General features: G+C 71.1%; 22 protein-coding genes. 15 read left to right on the top strand and 7 right to left on the bottom strand.

Annotation, left to right across the window (positions count from 1 at the left end; translation table 11 throughout):
• Positions 1 to 2 precede the first annotated feature (2 nt).
• From ID554_RS30520 to ID554_RS30500, 5 genes are read right to left on the bottom strand one after another with little or no spacing between them, the layout of a single operon-like run.
• Positions 3 to 1,067 carry an acyl-CoA dehydrogenase family protein gene (locus tag ID554_RS30520; RefSeq protein ID WP_117226847.1) on the bottom strand — a complete coding sequence of 355 codons (1,065 nt, stop codon included), beginning with the start codon at positions 1,065 to 1,067 and terminating at the stop codon, positions 3 to 5.
• On the bottom strand, positions 1,064 to 2,476 hold the full coding sequence (locus tag ID554_RS30515; RefSeq protein ID WP_117226848.1) for a 4-hydroxyphenylacetate 3-hydroxylase N-terminal domain-containing protein: 1,413 nt from the start codon (positions 2,474 to 2,476) through the stop codon (positions 1,064 to 1,066). The genes ID554_RS30520 and ID554_RS30515 overlap by 4 nt, the downstream gene beginning before the upstream one ends.
• Positions 2,473 to 3,648 carry an acyl-CoA dehydrogenase family protein gene (locus ID554_RS30510; RefSeq protein ID WP_117226849.1) on the bottom strand — a complete coding sequence of 392 codons (1,176 nt, stop codon included), beginning with the start codon at positions 3,646 to 3,648 and terminating at the stop codon, positions 2,473 to 2,475. The genes ID554_RS30515 and ID554_RS30510 overlap by 4 nt, the downstream gene beginning before the upstream one ends.
• A 2-nt stretch (positions 3,649 to 3,650) precedes the next feature.
• Positions 3,651 to 4,442 (bottom strand): crotonase/enoyl-CoA hydratase family protein, encoded by a 792-nt coding sequence (locus ID554_RS30505; protein WP_117226850.1) that lies wholly within the window; start codon positions 4,440 to 4,442, stop codon positions 3,651 to 3,653.
• A complete protein-coding gene (locus ID554_RS30500; protein ID WP_117227011.1) occupies positions 4,442 to 5,215 on the bottom strand; it encodes an SDR family NAD(P)-dependent oxidoreductase in 774 nt (257 codons plus the stop codon). Before ID554_RS30500 ends, ID554_RS30505 begins: the two co-directional genes overlap by 1 nt.
• Before the next feature lie 253 nt (positions 5,216 to 5,468).
• Here ID554_RS30500 and ID554_RS30495 point away from each other — a divergent pair, with 253 nt between their 5' ends.
• The 12 genes from ID554_RS30495 to ID554_RS30440 all read left to right on the top strand — a co-directional run bounded on the left by ID554_RS30495 (position 5,469) and on the right by ID554_RS30440 (position 16,592).
• Positions 5,469 to 6,989, top strand: coding sequence for a class I adenylate-forming enzyme family protein (locus tag ID554_RS30495; RefSeq protein WP_158573676.1), 1,521 nt, complete (start codon positions 5,469 to 5,471; stop codon positions 6,987 to 6,989).
• Positions 6,986 to 7,822, top strand: a complete 837-nt coding sequence (locus ID554_RS30490) for an enoyl-CoA hydratase/isomerase family protein (protein WP_158573677.1) — start codon at positions 6,986 to 6,988, stop codon at positions 7,820 to 7,822. The genes ID554_RS30495 and ID554_RS30490 overlap by 4 nt, the downstream gene beginning before the upstream one ends.
• Before the next feature lie 59 nt (positions 7,823 to 7,881).
• Complete coding sequence (locus ID554_RS30485) at positions 7,882 to 8,559, top strand: TetR/AcrR family transcriptional regulator (RefSeq protein WP_158573678.1); 678 nt, start codon at positions 7,882 to 7,884, stop codon at positions 8,557 to 8,559.
• Between the two features lie 132 nt (positions 8,560 to 8,691).
• Positions 8,692 to 9,705, top strand: coding sequence for a LysR family transcriptional regulator (locus tag ID554_RS30480; protein WP_117226854.1), 1,014 nt, complete (start codon positions 8,692 to 8,694; stop codon positions 9,703 to 9,705).
• Between the two features lie 197 nt (positions 9,706 to 9,902).
• The gene (locus ID554_RS30475; protein ID WP_117226855.1) at positions 9,903 to 10,982 is read left to right on the top strand and encodes an ABC transporter substrate-binding protein; all 1,080 of its coding nucleotides are present in this window, start codon (positions 9,903 to 9,905) and stop codon (positions 10,980 to 10,982) included.
• 17 nt (positions 10,983 to 10,999) lie between these two features.
• A complete protein-coding gene (locus tag ID554_RS30470; RefSeq protein WP_191088945.1) occupies positions 11,000 to 11,803 on the top strand; it encodes an ABC transporter ATP-binding protein in 804 nt (267 codons plus the stop codon).
• A complete protein-coding gene (locus ID554_RS30465; RefSeq protein WP_117226857.1) occupies positions 11,800 to 12,684 on the top strand; it encodes an ABC transporter permease in 885 nt (294 codons plus the stop codon). The genes ID554_RS30470 and ID554_RS30465 overlap by 4 nt, the downstream gene beginning before the upstream one ends.
• Before the next feature lie 4 nt (positions 12,685 to 12,688).
• Positions 12,689 to 13,837, top strand: a complete 1,149-nt coding sequence (locus ID554_RS30460) for an acyl-CoA dehydrogenase family protein (protein WP_117226858.1) — start codon at positions 12,689 to 12,691, stop codon at positions 13,835 to 13,837.
• A 3-nt stretch (positions 13,838 to 13,840) separates the two neighbouring features.
• A complete protein-coding gene (locus ID554_RS30455; RefSeq protein WP_117226859.1) occupies positions 13,841 to 14,185 on the top strand; it encodes a gamma carbonic anhydrase family protein in 345 nt (114 codons plus the stop codon).
• A 12-nt stretch (positions 14,186 to 14,197) separates the two neighbouring features.
• A complete protein-coding gene (locus tag ID554_RS30450) occupies positions 14,198 to 15,400 on the top strand; it encodes a CaiB/BaiF CoA transferase family protein (RefSeq protein WP_117226860.1) in 1,203 nt (400 codons plus the stop codon).
• Positions 15,401 to 15,618: 218 nt separating this feature from the next.
• The gene (locus ID554_RS30445) at positions 15,619 to 15,954 is read left to right on the top strand and encodes a hypothetical protein (protein WP_117226861.1); all 336 of its coding nucleotides are present in this window, start codon (positions 15,619 to 15,621) and stop codon (positions 15,952 to 15,954) included.
• Positions 15,955 to 16,007: 53 nt separating this feature from the next.
• A complete protein-coding gene (locus tag ID554_RS30440; protein WP_117226862.1) occupies positions 16,008 to 16,592 on the top strand; it encodes a spermidine synthase in 585 nt (194 codons plus the stop codon).
• Between the two features lie 65 nt (positions 16,593 to 16,657).
• Here ID554_RS30440 and ID554_RS30435 read toward each other — a convergent pair whose 3' ends face one another.
• Entirely contained in the window at positions 16,658 to 17,071 is a 414-nt protein-coding gene (locus ID554_RS30435) for a GntR family transcriptional regulator (protein WP_117226863.1), read from the bottom strand.
• A gap of 285 nt (positions 17,072 to 17,356) precedes the next feature.
• Here ID554_RS30435 and ID554_RS30430 point away from each other — a divergent pair, with 285 nt between their 5' ends.
• Together ID554_RS30430 and ID554_RS30425 are read left to right on the top strand one after the other, a co-directional pair.
• Positions 17,357 to 17,575: a hypothetical protein gene (locus ID554_RS30430; RefSeq protein WP_117226865.1), complete on the top strand. Its 219-nt coding sequence runs from the start codon at positions 17,357 to 17,359 to the stop codon at positions 17,573 to 17,575.
• Between the two features lie 112 nt (positions 17,576 to 17,687).
• Positions 17,688 to 18,632 carry an acyltransferase domain-containing protein gene (locus tag ID554_RS30425; RefSeq protein WP_117226866.1) on the top strand — a complete coding sequence of 315 codons (945 nt, stop codon included), beginning with the start codon at positions 17,688 to 17,690 and terminating at the stop codon, positions 18,630 to 18,632.
• On the opposite strand, the gene ID554_RS30420 is transcribed toward ID554_RS30425, so the two are convergent.
• The gene (locus tag ID554_RS30420) at positions 18,629 to 19,309 is read right to left on the bottom strand and encodes an NAD(P)/FAD-dependent oxidoreductase (RefSeq protein WP_191088667.1); all 681 of its coding nucleotides are present in this window, start codon (positions 19,307 to 19,309) and stop codon (positions 18,629 to 18,631) included. The genes ID554_RS30425 and ID554_RS30420 overlap by 4 nt on opposite strands.
• A gap of 61 nt (positions 19,310 to 19,370) precedes the next feature.
• Between ID554_RS30420 and ID554_RS30415 the strand changes: the two genes are divergently transcribed.
• Positions 19,371 to 19,796 carry a Fur family transcriptional regulator gene (locus ID554_RS30415; protein ID WP_117226867.1) on the top strand — a complete coding sequence of 142 codons (426 nt, stop codon included), beginning with the start codon at positions 19,371 to 19,373 and terminating at the stop codon, positions 19,794 to 19,796.
• Positions 19,797 to 19,820: the final 24 nt, after the last annotated feature.

Here is a 19,820-nt window from a genome sequence, read left to right as displayed (position 1 = left end):
GTTCACCTCTCGTCGACCAGTGCGAACAGTGCGCGCCGGTGTTGGTCCGGTGTCCCGGCGAGCACCGCGGCGGAGTGCGCCCGGCGCAGCAGGACGTGGGCGGGGTACTCCCAGGTGAAGCCGATCCCGCCGTGCAGTTGGATGGCCTCGGTGGTGACCGTCACGGCGGCCTCGGACGCCTTGACCGCGAGCGTGTGCGTGCTGCGCTCGTCCCCGCCGCACCGCGTGACGTACGCGGCGGCCGACCGCGCCACCTCGACCGTGACGGTGAGGTCGGCCAGCGTGTGCGCCAACGCCTGGAACGCGCCGATCGGCCGCCCGAACTGGTGGCGGGTCTTGGCGTGGTCGACGGTCAGCTCCAACGCGTGCCCGGCGACGCCCACGCACTCGGCGCCCAGCGCGATACAGGTCGCGATCTCGGCCCGCCGGATCGCCTCGGCGGCGGTGACACCGTCGGCGAGGACGGTGGCGGGAGTCTCGTGGAACCCGGCCCGCCAGGCCGGTCGGCTCAGGTCCAGCGACGGCAGGGGGGTCAGCGTCGCACCGGGTGCGTCCGGCGCGACGAGGGCGAGCACCGGTGACCCCGCCACGTCGGCCGGCACCAGCACCGGGCAGGGCGGCGGGACGGCCAGCACCGGCCCGACCGTGCCGGTCAGCGTCAGCGCGCCGTCCGCCGCCGTCGACGCCGCCACCCGACGGCCCGACGCGAAGGGCACGTGGACCAGCGTGGGCAGTGGGGACCCGGCGGCGATGCCCTCCAGCAGCTCATCCGAGCGGGGGGTGCCCACCGCCGACAGTGCCGTCGCCGCCGCGACCGCACCCGGGACGAACGGTCCGCCGACGACCGCGCGGCCCAGCTCCGCCGCGACGGCGACCAGCTCGGCCGCGCCGAAGCCCAGCCCGCCCCGCGACTCCGGGACGAGCAACCCGGCCAGGCCCAGCTCGCCGCAGAGCCGCGACCACACGCGCTCGCCATCCTCCACCGGCACGACGGGTGTGGCGTACCCGCCGAGGAAGTCCCGCAGCGCGGTGCCCAGCTCGGCGGCCACCTCCTTCGCAGCGGTCACGACACGCTTCCCGGCGTCGGATCGGCGTCCGGCTCCTCGATCCCGCAGACCTTGCGGGCCAGGTGCTTCGCGTGCGTCATGTCGTAGTGCTTCTCGACGATGAGGCGTTGCGCGTGCAGCCCTCCGCCGCCCTGCAGGATGGTCACGCTCTGCCAGCCGCCGAACGTGTCCGCGGTGAAGTCACGGATGCCGTGGAACAGTCGCATCCGGTGTTCGGCGTCGACGCCCTCCATCGTGCGCATGTACTTCGCGACGAACTCGCCCGTCTCCGGGTGACGCAGGTCGTCGAGCATCGGTGCGGTGAGGACGCTGCCGCCGGCCACGTCGTGCAGGTTGCGCACCATCTCGGCGTAGTTCAACGCGGCGAAGTACTTCGCCGCGTTGGTCATCAGTTCGTCCGGCGACGCCCAACCCTCCGCGGTGAACTGGGCGTTGTTGACGGCGGCCTCCAGCCCGGCCCGCACCATCGTCGCGTAGTTGATCAGCTCGGCGATCTTCTGGCGGATGTGCGGGATGCGCTGCAACCCGTTGGCCTCGGCGATGAGCTGGGCCATGCCGACGAGCGTGTCGGCCATCTCGACGTAGTGCGCGACGCTGCCGATGCGTTCCCACAGCCCGAGCGAGTGGGCGAACGTGGCGGAGTGCTCCACCTCGCCGTCGAGGAACACCCGCTCGTTGGGCACGTAGACGTCGTCGAAGATGACGAACCCCTCGGCCATGTTGCGCCGGCCGCTGTAGGGGAAGTAGTCCGTCGGCAGGTCCGGGCGCGGCGCGTACGTGGTGGCGACGATCCGTACGCCGGGGGAGTTGACCGGCACCGCGCAGGCGATCGACCAGTCCTCCTCACCGGGCTTCATCCGTTTGGTCGGCATCACGATGAGGTCGTGGTCGATCGGGGCACCGGTGATGTGCAGCTTCGCCCCACGGATCACCACACCGCCCGAGTCCCGGCTGACCACCCGGACGTACAGGTCGGGGTCGTCCTGCTTCATCGGCGAGAGCGCCCGGTTGCCCTTGGCGTCGGTGATCGTCTGCACGCAGCGCAGATCCGCCTTCTTGGCGTGCTCGAAGTAGTCCATCACCCGGTCGGCGTAGCCGGGCAGCTGCGACCGGATCCGGCTGGCGGCGGTCATCAGCATGAGCAGGCTCACCGACGTGGTACGGGTGGGGTTGGCCCACTTGAGCTGCTCCACCTCCTGGTAGCGCAGATCCTCGACGCTGCGCGGGATGAAGAACAGCGGCCCGTACGCGTCGTCGCCGGGCCGGTAGAACTCGTCGTAGTTCGCCGCGGTCATCGCGATGCTCTGCCGCAGCAGCGGCTCCTCGGTGACGTCCTCGATCCGCCGGCCCGCGATATAGACCTGACGGCCGTCGCGGAGGCTCTGCCGGTACTGTTCCCCGGTCATCATGGCGCTGCGGGTCCTTTCGTTCGAGGGTGCCGGTCACGGGGCAGGCCGAGCACCCGCTCGGCGACGATGCCGCGCTGGATCTGGTCGGTGCCGCCGGCGATGCGTTGCGCGGGTGAACTGAGCAGGAAGTCCGACCAGGTGGCGGCGCCAGGTGTACCACCGTCGGCGACCAGGTCCGGTCCGAGTAGCCGGGCTGCGGCCCGGCCGTAGAATCCGAGGTCGTCGACGAGGGCGAGCTTGCCCACCGACGGCGAGAGTCCGGCGGTGGCGACCCGGTCGGCCGTCACGCCGGCGAGCTGCTCGCGGATCCACGCCTCGGCCAGCAGTTCGCGTTCGGCCTCGCCGAGGCGGTCACGGTCGCCGGCCAGGGCGCGCAGCCGTCGGAACGGCTGGCTCAGGTACGTCTTGTCCCGGCTGCCCATCGCCGCGCGCTCGCTGGTCAGCGTGGACATCGCGACGGCCCAACCGTCGTCGACGGCACCGAGCCGGGCGCTGTCGGGGATCCGGACGTCGTCGAAGAAGACCTCGTTGAAGTGGCTGTCGCCGTTGATCTGGCGGATCGGCCGGACGGTGATGCCGGGACGGTCCATCTCGACCAGGAAGGCGGTGATGGACCGGTGGCGGTCGGCGGGCCTGCCGGTACGGGCGAGCAGTTCGCCGACGTCACTGAGGTGGGCCCACGACGACCAGACCTTCTGGCCGTTGACCACCCACTCGTCACCGTCGCGGACCGCGGTGCAGCGCAGCGCGGCGAGGTCGGAGCCGGCTTCCGGCTCGGAGAACAGTTGGCAGGCGAGGACATCGGCCCGCCACAGCGCCCGGATCCATCGGTCCCGCTGCTCCGGGGTGCCGTGCGCGAGGATCGTCGGCGCGACGATTTGCCGGCTGACCGTGAAGTACGCCTGGTCGGGCAGGACGTACCCGCACAGCACGTCGCGCAGCGCGTTCGCGGTGTCCGGGTCCAGGCCCCGGCCGCCGTGCGCGACAGGTCCGTCGAACCACGCGAGCCCGGCGTCGAACAGCCGTCGCTGGAACGCCGCGGAAGTGGCCAGCCCGCCGTCGCCGCCGCCGGGTTCGTCCACCATGGCATCCGGATCGTGACGGGCCAGACCTTCGGCGGCGGCGAAGGCGTGGATCTCCGCGACCAGCGTGTCGAACGGCGCCTCGGGCATCGTCACCGCCCCGTCCAGACGGGAACCCGCCGTTCGGCGAAGGCGCGGGCACCCTCGGCCGCGTCGGCGGAGGCGAACACCGGGTCGAACCACTGGTCCTGTCGGCTGAACGCCTCGGCGTCGGGCCAGTCCGGGCTGCGCCGGACCACCTGGAGGCTGGCGGCGACCGCGAGCGGTGCGTTGGCGGCGACGGTCTGCGCCAGCCCGATCGCGGCGTCGAGCGCTCCGCCGGGCGGGGCGAGCCGGTTGACCAGCCCGCATCCGGCCGCGCGGGTGGCATCGATCGGCTCGCCGGTGAGGACGAGTTCCATCGCGAGGGCGTAGGGCAGGCGACGGGGCAGCCGGAACGCGCCACCGCCCCGTGCGCCCAGCCCCCGGGTCACCTCCGGCAGCCCGAACCGGGCGTCCTCGGCGGCCACGACCAGGTCACAGGCGAGCACCATCTCGAACCCGCCGCCCAGCGCCCACCCCTCGACAGCGGCGATGACCGGCAGTCGCGGCGGGGCCTGGACGAATCCGGCGAACCCACGGCCGGGCACGCTGGGGCGGCCCTGGGTCGGGAAGTCGCGCAGGTCCATGCCGGCGCTGAACGTGCCACCGGCGCCGGTGAGCACGACGGCCCGGACGCTCGCGTCGGCGTCGAGCGAGGTGAACGTCTCGGCCAGCGCCTCCGCCGTGCTCCGGTTGATCGCGTTGCGCCGGTGTGGCCGGCTCACCGTCACGACCGCGACGTGACCGTGGCGGTGCAGGAGGACGGCGGGTGCGTCGGCTGGTGCGTGCGGGACGGTGGCCATCAGCGTGGCGCCATCCGGATCGCTCCGTCGAGCCGGATCGTCTCGCCGTTGAGGTAGCCGTTGGAGAGCATGTGCACCGCGAGGGCCGCGTACTCGTCCGGTTCGCCGAGCCGCTTCGGGCTCGGTACGCTTGCGGCCAGCCCGGCGCGCAGGTCGTCGCGGAGCCGCCCCAGCATCGGGGTGTCGAACACCCCGGGCGCGATCGTGTTGACCCGGATTCCACGGCTCGCCAGGTCCCGCGCCGTGACCAGTGTGATCCCGTGTACCCCGGCCTTCGCCGCGGTGTAGGACGCCTGACCGATCTGTCCTTCGAACGCGGCGACCGACGCGGTGAGCACGCAGGCGCCCCGCTCGCCGTCGACCGGCTCCGACTCCGCGATCGCTGCGGCGACCAGACGCAGCACGTTGTACGTGCCGACGAGGTTGATCCGGACCACCTCGGCGAAGCCCTCGATCGGGGCCGGCTGGCCCTCCTTGTCCAGGATGCGCATCCGGTCGCTGCCCCGGCCGGCGCAGTGCACCAGCCCGCGTACCGGTCCACGCTCCCGCGCGACGTCCACGGCAGCGGACATCTCCTCGGTGCTGGTGATGTCGGCGGCGACGAACGTCGCGGCCGGGCCGAGGGCCTTCGCTTCGGTCGTGCCGGCCTCGGTCGCCGTGGGCAGGTCGACCATCACCACGGTCGCGCCCCCGGCGACGAGCCGGCGTGTAGTGGCCAGACCGAGCCCCGAGGCTCCACCGGTAACCACGACGGTGGCCTTGTCCAGATTCACGTTCAGTTCTCCTGCCGCCATTGCGCCACTGACGCCTTTGACGATTACGGCAAATCGCGGCCACGTCCAATACACCTGTGCACGGAACAGATAGGGGATGCCTATCGGATGCTTCGGCGGCCGCACCTTGACACGGATTGTGTGCCGACTAGCGTCGTCTGTGGCAGTTGCGTGGGCATATTCGAGAGCACATTCTGCGGGAGTGAGCCGATTGAGATCCTTGGCCTCCGTCGGACCGGGTGACTGGCCCACCATGAGTGCGCACACGTACCCGGACGCACCGGCGTTGCGGACCCCCGACGGGGTCGCGCTGACGATGCGCGGCCTGGAGGACCGGGCGTCGCGGCTGGCGAGCGCGCTACGTGCGGCCGGCATCGCTCCAGGTGAACGGATAGCGATCCTGGGCACCGACAGCGTCGGTTACGCGGTGACGCTGTTCGCCTCGCTCAAGCTGGGCACGATCGGAGCGCCGCTGAACTATCGGCTCGCCGCCGCGGAGCTGGCCGCGTTGACGGCGCTGGCGGACCCGGCCGTGCTGGTGCTGGAGTCGCGCTACGCACACCTGTTCGACGACCTGCGGGCCGCGGCACCGAACCTGCGACTGGTGTTGACGCTGGACCGACCGCTGTCCGGCGTGGCCTCCGTCGAGGAGTTCACCGACGCGCACGACCCGCCCGGTCAGGCCAGCCTGCCGGCCGCGACCAGTGACGACGACGTGCTGCTGTGGATGCTGACCAGCGGGACCACCGGTACACCGCGCGTGGTCGCGCAGACCCAGCGGATGATCAAGGCCAACACCGCCAAGGGCGTGCTCGAACAGGGCTTCCAGCCGCGGGAGTGCCTGTACGCGGGCACCCCGCTGTTCCACGTCTCCGGGATGGGCTGGCTCTACTACGCGATCTCCCGGGGCGCGGCGCTCATGCTGCTCCCGCAGTTCGATGCCACGGCGGTGCTGGGCTGCCTGCGCAGCGGCGTGGTGACCCGCTGCCTGCTGGTGCCGAGCATGGTCGTCGCGCTGCTCGACCATCCGGACGTGGGCCCGGTCCCCGCGTTGCGCAGCATCGCCTACGGCGGTTCCGCGATGCCTCCCGAGCTGGTCCGCCGGCTGCACGACACATTCGGCTGCGACCTGTACAACACGTTCGGCGCCGGCACCGAGGGCGGTGGACAGACCATCCTGCGTCCGGCCGACCACCGTGCCGCGTTCGCCGGGCGGCCGCACCTGCTCGGTTCGATCGGCCGCCCCATGTTCGGGGTCGACCTGCGGTTGTGTGACGCGGACGGCAACGAGGTCGGCGTCGGCACGGTCGGCGAGATCCGCACCCGGAGCGACACGGTGATGAGCGGCTACGTGGGCAATCCCGAGCTCACCGCCACCAAGGTCGTCGACGGCTGGATCCGCAGCGGCGACATGGCCCGGCGTGACGACGAGGGGTACCTCTACCTCGCCGGCCGGGTGGACGACATGATCCTGCGCGGCGGCGAGAACATCTTCCCCGCCGAGATCGAGAACGTACTGGTCGACCATCCGACGGTCGCCGAGGCGGCGGTGGTCGGCCTGCCGGACCAGCGGTGGGGGCAGATCGTCGTGGCGGCCGTGGTCGCCGGGCCCGGTGCCGTGCCGGACCCCGACGAGCTGCGCGCGCACTGTCGGTCCCGGTTGGCCGGCTACAAGACGCCGGCGCGGGTCGTGGTCGTCGCCACGCTGCCGAAGAACGCCTCCGGAAAGACGGTCCGTGCCCAGCTCGCCGCCACCCTGGCGGTGACCGCGTGAGCACGGCGGAGCACGGCGCCGCGACCGGCAGCCCGGCTGACCCTGGTCGGGCACCCGGCGGCGCCGGTACGCGGGCGGTACGGGTGACCCGTGACGGGTCGGTGCTGACCGTGACGATCGACCGGCCGGCACGACGCAACGCGATGACGTACGCGGCCTGGGACGAGCTGGGCGCGGCATTGAACGAGGCGGCGGCAGGCGACGCCCGGGTGGTGGTGGTGACCGGCACCGCCGGGGCGTTCTGCAGCGGCGGCGACCTCGACGGCGGCGACCGGGCACCGCACCCGCACGCCCAGCTCGCAGCGGTCGCCCGCACCTGCCAGACCCTGGTGTCGCTGCCGCAGCCGACGATCGCGCAGGTCGACGGGCTCGCCGTGGGCGCCGGATTCGGCCTGGCGTTGGCCTGCGACTTCGTCGTGGCGAGCAGCCGGGCGCGCTTCGGCACGATGTTCCTGGCCCGCGGACTGTCGCCGGACTTCGCGACGTCGTGGCTGCTGCCCCGACTGGTCGGGCCGCGCCTGGCCACCCGGCTGTGCCTGCTGCCGGAGATCGTCGACGCCGACCGCGCCCGCGAGTGGGGCCTGCTGGAGGAGGTCGTGGCGCCGGACGAGCTGCCCGGACATGTCGCGGCCCTGGCCACCCGGCTGGCGGCGGGTCCGCCGATCGCGACCCGGCTCACCAAGCAGATGCTCCGCGACTCGTGGGCCCGCGGGGTCGAGGAGTCCCTCGCCGCGGAGACGATGGCCCAGTCGATCAACCGGCTCTCGGCGGACGCGCAGGAGGGGATCGCGGCGTTCCTCGAACGCCGACCCGCCCGGTTCGAGGGGCGATGACGGACAAGTCCGGTGCTGTGGATTGGACGGCGGGCCGTTCCGTCGCCACGATGTCCCACGTGACGGTGAAAGCCTCTGCGGTGAAGGTGGCCGCGTCGCGCGTGGTGGCAGCCCCGGCTCAGCCGCGCACTCCGGCCCAGCACGACCGGCGTAGTCGCGTCCTCGCCAGCGCCTCGGTGATGCTGGCCGTGGGTGGGGAGGACGCGCTGCAGATGAAGCGGGTCGCCGAGGACGCCCGGGTGTCGCTGGCGACGGTGTACCGCTACTTCCCGTCCAAGGACCACCTCCTCCTGGCGATGGCCCGGGCCCGATTCGAGCGGGCGCTGGTCCGGGTGCAGCAGGCTGACATCGAACCGACCGGCACGACACCGGGCGAGCGCGTCAGCGGGTACCTGCTGCGGGAGTTCGCCGCGCAGCAGCGGCAGCCGCACGTTACCTCGGCGCTGGCGCGGGTGCTGGTCGGCACGAACCCGGATTACCGCGAGACCCACGACGAGGTCCAGCAGATGCACCTACGGCTGCTCTCGGTGATCGCGCACGGACATGACAGCACCCCCGGCTACGAGGCGTGGATGGTGCTGCGGGTGGTGGCCGGGTGCTTCGGTTCGGCCACCCGCAACTGGATCGCCGGTCTGCTCTCGGCGGACGAGGCTCGGTTCGAGATCGCGCTCGCCTGCCGGCTGCTGGATCTGCCGTCGAAACCGGTCAGCGGCAGAACTGGTTCTGACTCCCCGTAGCCTCGATCGCTGTCACTCCCTCTGACCAGGGACTATCGACGACATCTCGTGGTAACGCAACCGTTGAAAACCAGACTTGGTTCTGGAACACTCGCCGGCTAAAACCCCCGGCGATGATGCGTGAGGTGCGGGATGACCAGCATCGAGGTTCGTCAGCTCGAGTACTTCCTTGCCGTGCACGACTACGGCGGGGTGACCCGTGCGGCAAAGGCGCTGCACCTGTCCCAGCCGTCGCTGTCCCAGGCGATCCGCAGTCTCGAACGGCAGTTGCGCACCGACCTGTTCCTGCGGGTCGGCCGCGGCCTGGTGCTCTCCCCGGCCGGGCAGGCCCTGGTCGGCCCCGCCCGCCAGGTCGTCCGCTCGGTCGAGCGGGCGCAGGTCGCCGTGCAGCGGGTACGTGAGCTGCACGCGGGCCAGATCGCCGTCGCCGCCGGGGCGGGACTCGTCGCCGACCCCCTCGCCCCGTGGCTGGGCCGCTTCCGTCGCAAGTATCCCGACACGGTGGTGCGGGTCGAGGAGAGCGAGAGCGACGACGGCGTGGCCGAACTCGTCCGCTCCGGGGACTGCGAGCTGGGTCTGACCGCCGGCCTGATCGTCTGCGACGAACTGGAACAGTTGCTGGTCAGCGAGCAGCACGTCGTACTGGTCTCCCCGCCCGGCACGCCCTGTTCGGGTGGGCCGGTCCCGTTGGAACAGCTCGCCGGGGTGCCGATGGTCGTCGGCGACCGCCGGGGCCAGGCATGGACGGACGTCGAGCGGGCGATGGCGGCCCGGGGCGTCGCCGTCAAGGTCGTCGTGGAGGTCGCCCGTACCGCTTCCACCATCCCGCTCGTGTTGGCCGGAGTCGGCTCGACGTTTCTGACCCTGCGCCTGGCGATCGGGGCGCAGGCGCGCGGCGCCGTGGTCCAGGAGATCGCGCCCGCGCAGGTCCGCAGGCTGCGGCTGCTGCGCCGCCCGGGGGACCGGTCGGTCGGCGTCAACGCGCTCACCGGCGTGATCCACACCGACGCGAAGCGGTGGGTCACCGCCCTGAAGGAGCAGCAGGATCTCGGGCTCGGCCTGGTCGCCGCCGGAGCCGCCGTGGACGCCCGGATCCGCGACGCCCGCGCTGCCGCCGCGAGTCGTCAGGTCAGCCTCGCCAGCTGACGCGTCGTGTTGCCGAATGCGACCGATACTTCCGCGCTATGGGTGCAGTCGAACTAGGTATGCGCTGGACCCGAATCGTACGTTGACCACCGCTCCCCTGGCCGTGACCATGATTTCGAGCACATTTCCTGTGACCCTCACTCATCTGCATTCCCAGGGATTGTTTCAGGCTTTGGAGGAATTCGGTGGCTTCGACGATGAAAAGGCGCAGGGCGGTGGCGGCGTTGGCCGCGCTCGCGTTCCTGCCTCTCACTGCGTGTGGTGACGACAGCTCTGCGGGCAGCGGTTCCGACGGCGAGATGACGATCCGGCTCGGCTTCGCCGGTGCCGTGCTGTCTCCCGGTGCCGCCATGTACACCTCGTTGCCCGAGGTTCTCGGCTTCTGGGGCGAGGACAATCTCAAGGTCGAGATCACTCGGATCGAGGGCACCGCCGTGGCGCTGTCGGCGATGGTCGGCAACCAGATCGACGTCGCCGTCGTCTCGGGTGAGGCGGTCGTCCCGCCGATCTCCGAGGGCCAGCCGTTCGTGATCCCGTACTCGCTGAGCCAGCGCGGCATCGTCGCGACCGCCGTCCCCGCGGACAGCCCGATCAACGGCCTCGGTGACCTGGGCGGCAAGACCGTCGGTGTGCCGAACCTCGCCACCGGCGCGGTCACGTTCACCAAGGCCGGCGCGGCGGAGGCCGGTGTCGACCCGAACAGCATCAAGTTCGTCGCGATCGGGACCGGTGCCCAGGCCGCCAACGCCATCAAGAGCGGCCAGGTCGACGCGGTCAGCGACACCGACACGTCGGTCGTCGGCTTCCAGCAGGCCGGCGCGGACCTGAAGGTCCTCGACAGCGCGATCAACGACAAGCTCGTCATCGGGGTCGTCGCGGCCACGACCAAGTCGATCATGGCGGACAAGAAGGCTGAGCTGGAGGCGTGGGCCAGGGGCGTCGCCAAGGCCACCGAGTGGATGCAGGCCAACCCCGAGGAAGCGGTCAAGGCGCACTACCGGAAGTTCCCGGAGACCAGGCCCTCGGGTGAGGACGGCACGGTGATCGCTGCCGGCGTCGCGCAGGTCACCGCCCGGTTGCAGTCGATCAAGGCAGCCGACAACGGCGAGTACGGCTCGATCCGGAACGACCAGCTCGAATACATCATCCAGTACCTCACCGAGAACGGGCAGATCAAGCAGTCTGTCGAGGTGAGCGCGATCTACGACGGGTCGCTGATCGCGGGCGTGAACGCGTTCGACAAGGCGGCCGTGCGGGCCGTGACAGCACCCAGTTGATGGAGGTCAGCGTGACCATGCAAGCGACAAGCGGACCGGGCGCCGTCGGCGTGGCGCCCGGGGTCGAGGTCAGCGGGGTGTCCAAGACCTTCCGCACCAGCGCCGGAGACGTGGTGGCGCTGACCGACATCGACCTGGAGGTCCGGCAGGGTTCGTTCGTGTCGCTGGTCGGGCCGAGCGGCTGCGGCAAGTCCACCCTGCTCCGGATCGTCGCCGGGCTGGAGACCAGCAGCGGCGGGTCCACCCTCGTGGCGGGTACGCCGGTCGACGGACCACGGCGGGACTTCGGCATGGTGTTCCAGCAGCCGGTGCTGCTGCCCTGGCTGACGATCTTCCGTAACGTGATGCTGCCGGCCGACGTCGCCCGGGACCGCTCGCCGCAGGCGCGCAAACGGGCGGAGGACCTGCTGGAGCTGGTCGGGCTGGACGGTTTCCAGCACCGCTACCCCCGCGAGCTGTCCGGCGGCATGCAGCAGCGGGCCGCGCTGGTCCGCGCGCTGATGAGCCGGCCCAGCCTGCTGCTGATGGACGAGCCGTTCGGTGCCCTGGACGCGCTCACCCGCGAGACCATGAACTCCGAGCTGCTGCGGATCTGGTCGGAGACCGGCGCCACCACGCTGTTCGTGACCCACTCGATCAGCGAGGCGGTGTTCCTCAGCGACGTGGTGGTGGTGCTCTCCGGCCGGCCCGGCACGATCCTCGACCAGGTCCAGATCGACCTGCCCCGGCCCCGCACGTTCGACGTCATGGACTCGCCGGAGGCGTCGAGGCTGACCAACCGCATCCGCGGGCACCTGCACGCACGAGGAGCTGTGGGATGACCATCACCAGGAGCGAGTCGGCCACCGGCAACACGGGAACGCCGGCGACCAGGCCGGACGCGGCGCCGAAACGGCCGTCCCGGTCGCTGGTGCGTCGCCACCCGACGCTCATCGTCAGTCCGCTGATCGCGTTGATCGCGCTCGGCGTCTGGGTGTCGGCCATCGAGGTCTTCGGCGTGGAACCGCTGATCCTGCCGGCGCCGCTGGACGTGCTCGACGAACTGTGGCTCATGCTCACCGGCACGGAGCTCTACCGGAACCTGCTGGTGACGGTCACCGAGTTCGGCATCGGGTTCGCGCTGGGTTCCACCGCCGCGATCATCGTCGCGGCGATCCTGGTACGCCTGCCCGTGCTGGAGAAGGGGTTCTCGCCGTACATCATCGCCTTCCAGAACTTCCCCAAGATCGCGATCGCGCCGATGCTGGTCACCTGGTTCGGCTTCGGTATGGCGCCCAAGGTCGCGCTGGCCACCGTGCTGGCGTTCTTCCCGGTGTTCGTCAACGTCATCGTCGGGCTCAAGTCCTTCACCCGCGAACAGCGCGACCTGATGCGGATGCTGCAGGCCTCGGAGTGGCAGACGTTCTGGATGCTGCGGGTCAAGGTGGCGCTGCCGTACATCTTCGCCGGCCTCCGGGTCGCCGCCGTGTTCAGCCTGCTCGGCGCGATCACCGGTGAGTTCATCAGCTCGTCCCAGGGGTTGGGCTACATGCTGCTGCAGCGCAACGCACAGCTACAGGTCGACGGTGTCTTCGCGCTGCTGATCGTGATGGCGACGATCGGTCTGGCGGTGCACGGCATCCTCGCCTTCCTCAACCGGAAGATCATTTTCTGGGAGGACCACGACCAGGCCAAGCGGCCGGCACAGGAAGAGAGCGTCTGACCCGATGCGCCGTACGTTGTTCGAACCGGAACACGAGGAGTTCCGGCTGCTGGTCCGCAAGGTGATCGAACGGGAGGTGACGCCGCACCACGAGCAGTGGCGCGAGGACGGCATCGTGCCCCGCGACCTGTTCCGCACCCTCGGTGCGGTGGGGATCATGGGCTTCGCCGTCCCCGAGGAGCACGGCGGCGGTGGCACCGTCGACTACCGGTACAACGTGGTGATCCAGGAGGAAGCCGCCCGGGCCGTCGTCACCCTCGGTGGTCTGCGTACCCACCTCGACATCGTGTTGCCGTACTTCCTCGCCTTCGCCGACGAGGCCCAGCGCGGACGGTGGTTCCCGGGGCTCGCCTCCGGGGACCTCTACACCGCCATCGCGATGAGCGAACCGGGCGTCGGATCCGACCTCGCGGGCATCAGCACCACGGCGGTACGCGACGGCGACCACTACGTCGTCGACGGCGCGAAGACGTTCATCACCGGCGGGGAACTGGCCGACCTCGTCGTCGTCGTGGTCCGCACCGGACGGGACCCCGACGACCGCCGGGCCGGGCTGTCGCTGCTCGCCGTGGAGAAGGGCACCCCCGGTTTCACCGTCGGGCGCCGGCTACACAAGATCGGGCTGTCCACGCAGGACACCGTGGAACTGGCGTTCGACGGGGTACGGGTGCCGGTGGCCAACCGGCTCGGTCCGGAGGGATCCGGGTTCACGGCGCTGACCCACAACCTCGCACAGGAACGCCTCGCGATCGCCGTCGGCGCCGTCGCGCAGGCCGCCACCGCGCACGAACACACCATCCGGTACGTGCGGGAACGCACCGTCTTCGGCCGCTCCCTGGGACAGTTCCAGAACACCAAGTTCGAACTGGCGGCGATGGCGGCCGAACTGGAGGCCGGACAGGCCCTGCTCGACGCGGCGGTGCGGGCACACCTGAACGGGGAACTGACCCCGGCCGACGCGGCCAAGACGAAGCTGTTCTGCACCGAGATGCAGGGCCGTGTGGTCGACCGGTGCCTGCAACTGCACGGCGGGTACGGCTACGTCACCGAGTACCCGATCGCCCGGATGTACGCCGACGCGCGGGTCACCCGCATCTACGGCGGCACCAGCGAGGTCCTGAAGACCATCATCAGCAAGTCGCTGGAGTTGTGACCCGTGCCGATCTACGCCCTCGGGGACCTGGTTCCGCGCATCGACCCGTCCGCGTACGTGCATCCCGACGCGGTCGTGATCGGTCGGGTCGTCCTCGGACCCGACACCTCGGTGTGGCCCGGCGCGGTGCTGCGTGGCGACGGCAACGAGATCGTCATCGGCGCGGGCACGAACATCCAGGACGGCACGGCGCCGCCCCGCTTCGTCGTCCCGCCCCGCACCATGGCACTCGGTGTGCCGGTGTCGATCCGCGACACCCCGCCCGACGCCGACAACCTACGGATCAACACCGCGGGCTACATCGAGACAGCGCGCCACTACCGCACCTCACTTCGCCGGATCGACTGAAGGGCAACACCGATGCAGCAGCAGATACCGGCGTTGGACGGGGTACGGGTCGTCGAACTCGGCCAGCTCATCGCCGGGCCGTTCTGCGGCCAGTTGCTGGCCGACTTCGGCGCCGACGTCGTCAAGGTCGAACAGCCCGCCGAGGGTGACCCGATGCGCCGCTGGGGACACAGCAAGGACGGCAAGTCACTGTCCTGGAGCGTGATCGCCCGTGGGAAGCGCAGCGTCACCGCCGACCTGAAGTCCGCCGACGGCAAGGCGTTCGTCCTCGCGCTCATCGCGCAGGCCGACGTCCTGGTGGAGAACTTCCGTCCGGGCACCCTGGAACGATACGGACTGGGCTGGGCCGAACTGTCCGCGATCAACCCGCGACTGGTCCTCGTCCGGGTCAGCGGCTTCGGCCAGACCGGGCCGTACGCCGCCCGCGCCGGGTACGGCTCGATCGGCGAGGCGATGGGTGGCCTGCGGCACCTCGTCGGCGACCCGGACCGGCCGCCCAGCCGCACCGGACTGTCGATCGGGGACATGCTGGCCGGGATGCACGCCGCGTACGGCACCCTCCTCGCGCTGTACGCCCGGCAGCGCACCGGCGTCGGCCAGGTCGTGGACGTGTCCATCTACGAGTCGGTGCTGGCCATGACCGAGGCCCTCGTGGCCGACTACGCCGTCGCCGGAGTCACCCGGCAACGGTCCGGAGCCGTACTCCCCGGCGTCGCACCCTCCAACGTGTACCCGACCTCCGACGGCGACTTCGTGCTCGTCGCGGCGAACCAGGACACCGTGTTCCGCCGTCTCGCCGCCGCCATGGGACGGCCCGACCTGGCCACCTCGCCGGAGTACGCCACCCACGTCGCCCGTGGTGTGCGTCAGCGGGAACTCGACGACCTGATCGCCGGTTGGACCGCGCAGCACCCGGCAGACGAGGTCCTGGCGATCCTGGAACAGCACGCCGTCCCGGCCGGTCGCGTGTACACCGCCCGTGACATGCTCGACGACCCGCAGTTCCAGGCGCGGGAGAGCATCGTGCGGGTGCCCGATCCCGACCTCGGTCCCGTCCCGATGCAGAACGTGTCGCCGCGCCTGTCGGCGACGCCCGGCACGATCCGCTGGACCGGCCCGGCGCTCGGTGCCCACGACGCGGAGGTACGGGCGGCCGTCGGCGAGGAGCGCCGTCCCGAGCAGAGCGGCACACCCGCCGGATTGCCGATCCCCTGAGACCGGCGCGCTCAGCTCGGGCGCTGTGCCACGCGGATCCGCACCAGGAACCGGATGCGGTGCGAGATCTTGGACACGTGCCGTTCCCGGCTGACGGACAGTGTCCAAGATCTCGAACGGACGCCGCCGTACGGCGGTGACCGGCGTCCCGGGCTCGGTGCGGTGGACCCACCGCTGGTGGATGCGGCTCGGGCCGCAGGCCGGGTACCCTCGGGCGGATGCGGATCATCGCGTTCCTGGCTGTCCTTCTCGTCGTGCTGGCCGCCGTTGCGCTCATCGGAGCGGTGCTGACGGCCGGCGCCCGACGCCGCCGCCAGGCTGCGCAGGTGTCTGCGCGGTGGACGGTGCGCCACTACGCCATTCCCGGTCGGGGGCACACCGTGGTCGGTGTCAGCCTCACCGACGCGGACGGCCGGATCCACGGTGAGAACGTGGTCGCCCGTATCCCGGACGGCGCTCCCGACTGGCAACGCGACTTCGTCGCGGCCCGCCAGGAGGCCGAGGAACGCGCGTTCCACCTCAACAGCGACCGCCCACCGATGCTCGGGAGCTGACGCCGCCGGGTCCTGCGGGTGCGGCACCGGCGGCTGGGCTAGCCTGCCTGCTCATGGAGGCCACCGACGACCGGCTGGAGCTGGTCGTCGACCCGGCCCGGCCCACCGGGCGCACGCTCCTGGCCGGTGGCGTCGAGCAGTCGTACGTGGTGACCCGGGACCTGCCGCTGCGGCAGCCCGGGGTCGAGATCCGGGTGGACGACGCGCGCCAGGCCGTCACCGAGACCTCCGCCGACGCGTACGACCTGGTCTTCGCCGACATCTACCGGGCGGCCCGGATGCCGCCGCACGTGGCCACCGTGGCGTTCGCCGCCGAGGTCGCCCGGGTGCTGCGGCCGGACGGCGTCTACCTGGTCAACGTCACCGACCTGCCGCCGCTGCTCCTGGCCCGGGTGCAGGCGGCGACCCTGCGCGCGGTCTTCGCCGACGTCTGCGTCGTCGCCGACCGGCGGATGCTGCGCGGCCGGCGGTACGGCAACCTGGTGCTCGCGGCGGCCACCCGCCCGGGTCGGCTGCCGGTGACACGCCTGACGCAGCGGGTGCGGCGAGACCCGTTGCCCGGTGCGGTACTGCACGGACCGACGCTCGACGCCTTCGTCGGCGGTGTCCGCCCGCGCACCGACGACGCCGGGCACTGAGACGGTGCCTCGCCCCCATCCGCGCCATCGTCTGCACGGTGCCGAGGTTGATAGTCGCCGTTCGGCTATCCGCTGACGATGGTGACGCGATGCGCGCCGTAACCCTGCACCCTGCCGTCTGTTCTGGTCACCAGGACGACGGGCTCGCCTTCGTGGAGGACGTACTTCCGCCGCTCGTCAGGGTCGGGCATTCGGGCTTGCACCTGATCGCCCTTACTCAGGGTTACAATGCTGCGCTCCTGCTCGCCCCTGACGAACGTGCCACGACTCTGCACGACCACGATCAAGCCCTCGCTTCGCAGTTGCTGAAGTGCGCGGCGGACCGTGAGTCTGCTGAGTTGGTACTCCTGAGTGAGGCTCAGCTCGGTCGGAACTCGCTGGCCGGGGGCAAGCTGGCCTGAGCGGATGGCTTGCCGCAGCCGGTCCGCGAGTTGCTTCCATGTAGCGACATCCGGATCGAAGTCGCTCTCGCTGCTCACGAGCGCACGTTAGGTGACACCATGCTGGCGCAGTGTTGTGTTTACGTCAATACGGCACTTATGGTGATGGTGCCCATGTTGGCCTGCTTCCGAGGAGCGCGGCATGTCTCGGTACATGACCTACGACCAGTTCCTGCTTGCGGCGGCTCTGACGCGGGCGCGTCGGCACCGGCCGACGTGGAATCACCTGCTGAGGCGGGTGACGTGTCGGTGTGGTCGGGATCTGCCGTGTCGGGTGCGGTACCGGGTGCCCGTCAATCGGGGCCACTGGCCGGGGGAGGGGTCGTGACGGCGCACGGGCCGGTGGTGCCGATCTGGACGTGTGCGGGCTGTGGTGCGCCCTGGCCGTGTCGGACCCGTCGTCAGGAGCTGCGGGCCGAGTACGACCGGGCTCCGGTGTCCCTCGCGCTCTACATGGGTGCGTGCTTCCTGGCGGCGAGTCGGGACATGGGGTGGGCCCCGGCGGGGTTGCTGCACCGGAGGTTCCTCGGATGGCTGACCTGATCACACCTCGGGCCGGTGACCTGCTGCGGATCGCCCCGGCACCCGTGGTGGCCGCGTACCCCCGCCAGAGGAGGGCTCGCAAGAAGTCACCTCGCTGAGTAGGTTCGTCGACGTGGACCTGGAGGACATCGCCGCCCGGCTCGGCGTACCCGTCGAGGACGTCGCGCGCGTCCACCGGCTCGCCGGTGACCGGCCGTCGGCCCCGTTGCCCGCGAAGGCCGACGCGCCCGCGATCCTGGACCGGCTCGCCGTACGCCCGGACGACGCCGCCGAGATCATGGCCGGCTGGCCCGACCCCGACTCGCCGCTGTGGACCCCGGAGCTGCGGTGGCTGCTCGACCGCTCGATCGCGCTGGTCCGCGCCGACCTGGGCGGCCACGAATGGTTGCCGCCCGGCCCGGAGCTGCCCCGCGATCGGGGCCCGGCCTGGCAGCACCTGTACGTGTACGCGTACCTGGCCCTGCTCGACGTGGTGCGGGCGTTTCACCGTGACCACGGCGTCCCCGACGCGGTGTCCTGGACGACCCTGGCGGACCTGGGCCGCAACCTCGCGGTCGACCGCCGGATGCACCGTGAGGGCTGGCCGGTCATGCAGAGCTGGTTGACCCTGCACGCCCGGGGCAGCCTCTACGAGCTGGGCCGGTTGCAGCACCAACGCGGTGAGGGCAGCATCGGCCTGCACATCCCCGAGGCGGGGCCGCTCACCCCGCAGGCGGTCACCGACTCGCTCGATGCGGCCCGCGCCTTCTTCCCGCGCCACTTCCCCGACGAGGAGTACACCACGTTCTCCTGCGGCTCGTGGCTGCTCGACCCGCAACTGCGGGAGTACCTGCCGGAGGACTCCCACATCGTCCGCTTCCAGCGCAGGTTCACGCTCGAACCCTACGAGGAACCGGAAGGAATCGACGCCGACGTCGAGGTGCTGCGGTTCGTGTTCCGCAGCCTGAGCACACCGCTGGACGAACTGCCGCGCCGTACCGCGCTGCACCGCGCGGTCGTCGACCACCTGCGCGCCGGTCGCCACTGGCACTGGCGTCGAGGCCACTTCCCGATCTAGCCACCCGCGTCGTTGCCGGAAGGCCAGCCGGTCGGCCGCTCCGGCGCACCGTGCCGCGCGGCCTCGGGGCCGGGCACGGCCGTCCGCTGCCCGGGCGCGTCGGCCGGGGCGTCCGCCGACCCGTCGGACCCGCCTGCGGCCGCGACCGCCGGAGGCTCGGCCTGCGTGGTGACCTCCTGCAACGCGGTACGCGCCACCACCTGCTGCAACGTCACGGTCCGCTCGGAGCGGCCACGCCCGATGAAGCTGACGAACCAGTGCAGCACGGCGGTGACCCGGTTCTTGAAGCCCACCAGGTACAGCAGGTGCACGGCGAGCCAGAGCAACCACCCGGTCAGCCCGGCCAACCGCAGCCGACCGACGGTGGCCACCGCCGAGAAGCGCGAGATGGTCGCCATGCTGCCCTTGTCCCGGTACCGGAACGGCTGTCCGGCCGGCTCGCCCCGGAGCCGCCGCAGGATCTGCCGGGCCGCCGGCCGCCCGCCCTGGATGGCCACCTGCGCCACGCCCGGCAGCCGGTCCAGCGCCTCCAACTCGGCCAGCTCGAACGCCCCGAAGATCCGTCCGCGCAGTTCGAGCGCGTCGTCGATGATCTTCATGCCGGGCGCGTGCTCGGCGAACTCGTCGTGACCGAAGTAGCCGGCGGCGAAACCCGCACCGGCGGCGCACCGCGACACGCGGCATGCGGAGCGTCAGCAAATTTGATTGATTCCAAAAGAGTGGAGTAGGTTGGCCGGCATGACGGCCGACTTCGAGGCGCAGCTCCGGGCCGTCTCGTTGCGCGTGACCCGGCCCCGACTGGCGGTGCTCGCGGCGCTGCGGGATCACCCGCACGTCGACACCGACACGGTGACCCGGCTGGTCCGGGCCGACCATCCCACGGTGTCCCACCAGGCCATCTACGATGTGTTGCGGGCGCTCACCGACGCCGGTCTGGTGCGTCGCATCCAGCCTGCCGGAGCCGTCGCCCGGTACGAGTCCCGGGTCGGGGACAACCACCATCATGTCGTGTGCCGCTCCTGCGGCGCGATCGCCGACGTGGACTGCGCCGTCGGTGACGCCCCCTGTCTCACCGCCTCCGACGACCACGGGTTCGTGGTCGACGAGGCGGAGGTCGTCTTCTGGGGCACCTGCCCCGACTGCGACCGCACGCACCACCAGTGATCCGCCAGGTCGGAAGGAAGCACA

It is taken from the genome of Micromonospora craniellae, from assembly GCF_014764405.1.
In the GTDB taxonomy this organism is placed as follows: Bacteria; Actinomycetota; Actinomycetes; order Mycobacteriales; family Micromonosporaceae; genus Micromonospora; species Micromonospora craniellae.
The sequence above is the reverse complement of the archived record's forward strand: the minus strand, read 5'-3'. Positions and strand labels throughout refer to the sequence as shown.

Excerpts from the sequence above, each read along its gene's own strand:
- ID554_RS30515 (WP_117226848.1), bottom strand. The coding sequence starts at position 2,476 with ATGATGACCGGGGAACAGTACCGGCAGAGCCTCCGCGACGGCCGTCAG.
- ID554_RS30510 (WP_117226849.1), bottom strand. The coding sequence starts at position 3,648 with ATGCCCGAGGCGCCGTTCGACACGCTGGTCGCGGAGATCCACGCCTTC.
- ID554_RS30505 (WP_117226850.1), bottom strand. The coding sequence starts at position 4,442 with ATGGCCACCGTCCCGCACGCACCAGCCGACGCACCCGCCGTCCTCCTG.
- ID554_RS30495 (WP_158573676.1), top strand. The coding sequence starts at position 5,469 with ATGAGTGCGCACACGTACCCGGACGCACCGGCGTTGCGGACCCCCGAC.
- ID554_RS30480 (WP_117226854.1), top strand. The coding sequence starts at position 8,692 with ATGACCAGCATCGAGGTTCGTCAGCTCGAGTACTTCCTTGCCGTGCAC.
- ID554_RS30475 (WP_117226855.1), top strand. The coding sequence starts at position 9,903 with ATGAAAAGGCGCAGGGCGGTGGCGGCGTTGGCCGCGCTCGCGTTCCTG.
- ID554_RS30470 (WP_191088945.1), top strand. The coding sequence starts at position 11,000 with ATGCAAGCGACAAGCGGACCGGGCGCCGTCGGCGTGGCGCCCGGGGTC.
- ID554_RS30465 (WP_117226857.1), top strand. The coding sequence starts at position 11,800 with ATGACCATCACCAGGAGCGAGTCGGCCACCGGCAACACGGGAACGCCG.
- ID554_RS30460 (WP_117226858.1), top strand. The coding sequence starts at position 12,689 with ATGCGCCGTACGTTGTTCGAACCGGAACACGAGGAGTTCCGGCTGCTG.
- ID554_RS30450 (WP_117226860.1), top strand. The coding sequence starts at position 14,198 with ATGCAGCAGCAGATACCGGCGTTGGACGGGGTACGGGTCGTCGAACTC.
- ID554_RS30445 (WP_117226861.1), top strand. The coding sequence starts at position 15,619 with ATGCGGATCATCGCGTTCCTGGCTGTCCTTCTCGTCGTGCTGGCCGCC.
- ID554_RS30440 (WP_117226862.1), top strand. The coding sequence starts at position 16,008 with ATGGAGGCCACCGACGACCGGCTGGAGCTGGTCGTCGACCCGGCCCGG.
- ID554_RS30415 (WP_117226867.1), top strand. The coding sequence starts at position 19,371 with ATGACGGCCGACTTCGAGGCGCAGCTCCGGGCCGTCTCGTTGCGCGTG.